The sequence below is a fragment of the Thermoanaerobaculia bacterium genome, assembly GCA_035717485.1.
Lineage (GTDB): Bacteria > Acidobacteriota > Thermoanaerobaculia > UBA5066 > DATFVB01 > DATFVB01.
Genome location: DASTIQ010000293.1, coordinates 1 through 2,001, shown reverse-complemented (window position 1 = coordinate 2,001; position 2,001 = coordinate 1). Strand labels below are relative to the sequence as shown.

Here is a 2,001-nt window from a genome sequence, read left to right as displayed (position 1 = left end):
CGACGAGGAGATCCATCGGGCCGGCGCGATCGCGCGCGTCGACGAGTTCGCCGACAAGTTCCCGGACGGCTGGAACACGATCGTCGGAGAACGCGGCGTGAAGCTCTCCGGCGGCCAGCGCCAGCGGATCTCGATCGCCCGGGCGATCCTCGCCGATCCGCGGATCCTGATCCTCGACGAGGCCACGTCGTCGCTCGATTCCGAATCGGAGGCCCTCATTCAGGAAGGGCTCTCGTACCTGATGCGCGGGCGCACCACGTTCGTGATCGCCCATCGCCTCAGCACGATCCGGCGCGCCGACCAGATCCTCGTCGTCGAGGGAGGAGAGATCATCGAGCGCGGCTCGCACGACGAGCTCTATGCCGCCCGCGGCCGATACCACGACCTCTACACGCGCCAGCACGGCCGCCAGATGAACCTCTTCCTGGCGCCGGGCGAAGGGGACACGATCGACGAAGCGGAGGGAACGGGGGAACGGAAAGTCGCGATGCCGAACGCGGCGGATCTGGTGAGGGGGAACGTTTAGAAGAGAAGTCGGCGAGTCGAGAGTCCGGTATTCAGGGAACGGGATCAGGCACTGGTGCTCGCGACCCGTTGACTCGCGACTCGCGGCTGCGGTTCACGGCAGCACCACGTTCCGCAGGATCTTCCACTCTCCATCCGCTTGCTTGCGCCAGACGGTCAGATACGGCCCGCCGCTCGTCGCGGGTTTCCCGTCCTTCCTGTACGTCACCTCACCATACCCGGTTTCATAGGCGAGGTCTCCGTCGAGGGTGACGCGCCGCGGCTCGATCCGCGTCCCGGCCGCGAGCCCGTTCTTCCGGAACCGCTCGCGGTAGAGCTCCTCGATCGCGGCGCGTCCCCGGACGGAGCTTCCGTCGACTCCGACGAAGACCGCGTCGTCGAGGTAAGGCCGCGCGATCACGGCCGCATCCCCGGTTTTCATCGCCGTGGCCCACTCGGAGTTGGCCTGCGCGATCGCGCGGTCGAGGACGGGATCTCCGGAGTGCGGGGGTTCGGCCGCGCAGATCCCGCCGAAAGCCGCGCCGAACAAGACAAATGCCACGACGCCCGCGCCGATCGACCATCGATGCTTCATCCGGCAATTATCCTCGTTCCATGGCACGGGTTCTGCTCCCCTTCGGGATGCCGGGCAGTCTCGCCGCGGCGGAGATGCGCCGGAAAAGCCGGGCGCGGAAGGAAAAACCCATGGACGCGACGAAACTCCTGAAACAGGATCACGACGAGGTGAGGGCGCTTTTCAAGGAATACGAGAAGGCGGGCGACCGGGCGGTCGCAAAGAAGGAAAAGCTGGCGGCGCAGATCTGCGAAGCCCTCACCGTCCACGCGGAGATCGAGGAGGAGATCTTCTATCCGGCGGTCAAGGCGGCGCGCTCGGAAGAGGTGAAGGACGAGGTGCGCGAGGCCGTCGAGGAGCACAAGATCGTGAAGACCCTGGTGGCGGAGATCGGAAAGATGAAGCCCTCCGACGAACAGTTCGACGCGAAGATGACGGTCCTCAAGGAAAGCGTCGAGCATCACGCTTCGGAAGAAGAAGAGGAAATGTTCAAGCAGGCCCGGAAGAACCTCTCCAAGGACCGGCTGGAGGAGCTCGGCGAAGAGATGGAAGCCCGGAAGGGCGAGCTCGTCGAGGTCGGCTAGGGCCCTTCGGCGCCCGGCGGCGGATCAGGGGTCGGCCCGAACGTTCTGGGCGGCCCTCCCCTCGCCCGCCTCCGGTCGGGCGCCGAAGCGGTCGAAGGCTCAGCCCGAGCCGCGAAGGTCACATCGCGAAAAGTCTCCGCGAAGGAATTCCAGCGCGCGACGAAGTCGCAGCCGCGAAGCGGCCGGCGCGAATGCGCCGGGCGCGCCGATCGCCGCGCAGGCCAGTGCGCGAGCAACCGAGCGGAGGAGGTTCGCGATGTGGGAGGCCGGCGCGTTCCAGCGCGCAAGCGCGTGCGCGCCCGGCCGACGGAAGGGGCGCCGAAGCGGTCGAGGGCCTCC

General features: G+C 67.2%; 3 protein-coding genes. 2 read left to right on the top strand and 1 reads right to left on the bottom strand.

Annotated features, from left to right (window positions below):
* A partial coding sequence (locus VFS34_15375) for an ATP-binding cassette domain-containing protein (protein ID HET9795833.1) occupies positions 1 to 526 on the top strand: 526 nt, incomplete at its 5' end.
* A 93-nt stretch (positions 527 to 619) separates the two neighbouring features.
* Here the strand turns inward: VFS34_15375 and VFS34_15370 are convergent.
* Positions 620 to 1,099, bottom strand: a complete 480-nt coding sequence (locus VFS34_15370; GenBank protein ID HET9795832.1) for an SgcJ/EcaC family oxidoreductase — start codon at positions 1,097 to 1,099, stop codon at positions 620 to 622.
* Between the two features lie 110 nt (positions 1,100 to 1,209).
* On the opposite strand from VFS34_15370, the gene VFS34_15365 reads away from it, so the two are divergent.
* Positions 1,210 to 1,662, top strand: coding sequence for a hemerythrin domain-containing protein (locus tag VFS34_15365; GenBank protein ID HET9795831.1), 453 nt, complete (start codon positions 1,210 to 1,212; stop codon positions 1,660 to 1,662).
* Positions 1,663 to 2,001: the final 339 nt, after the last annotated feature.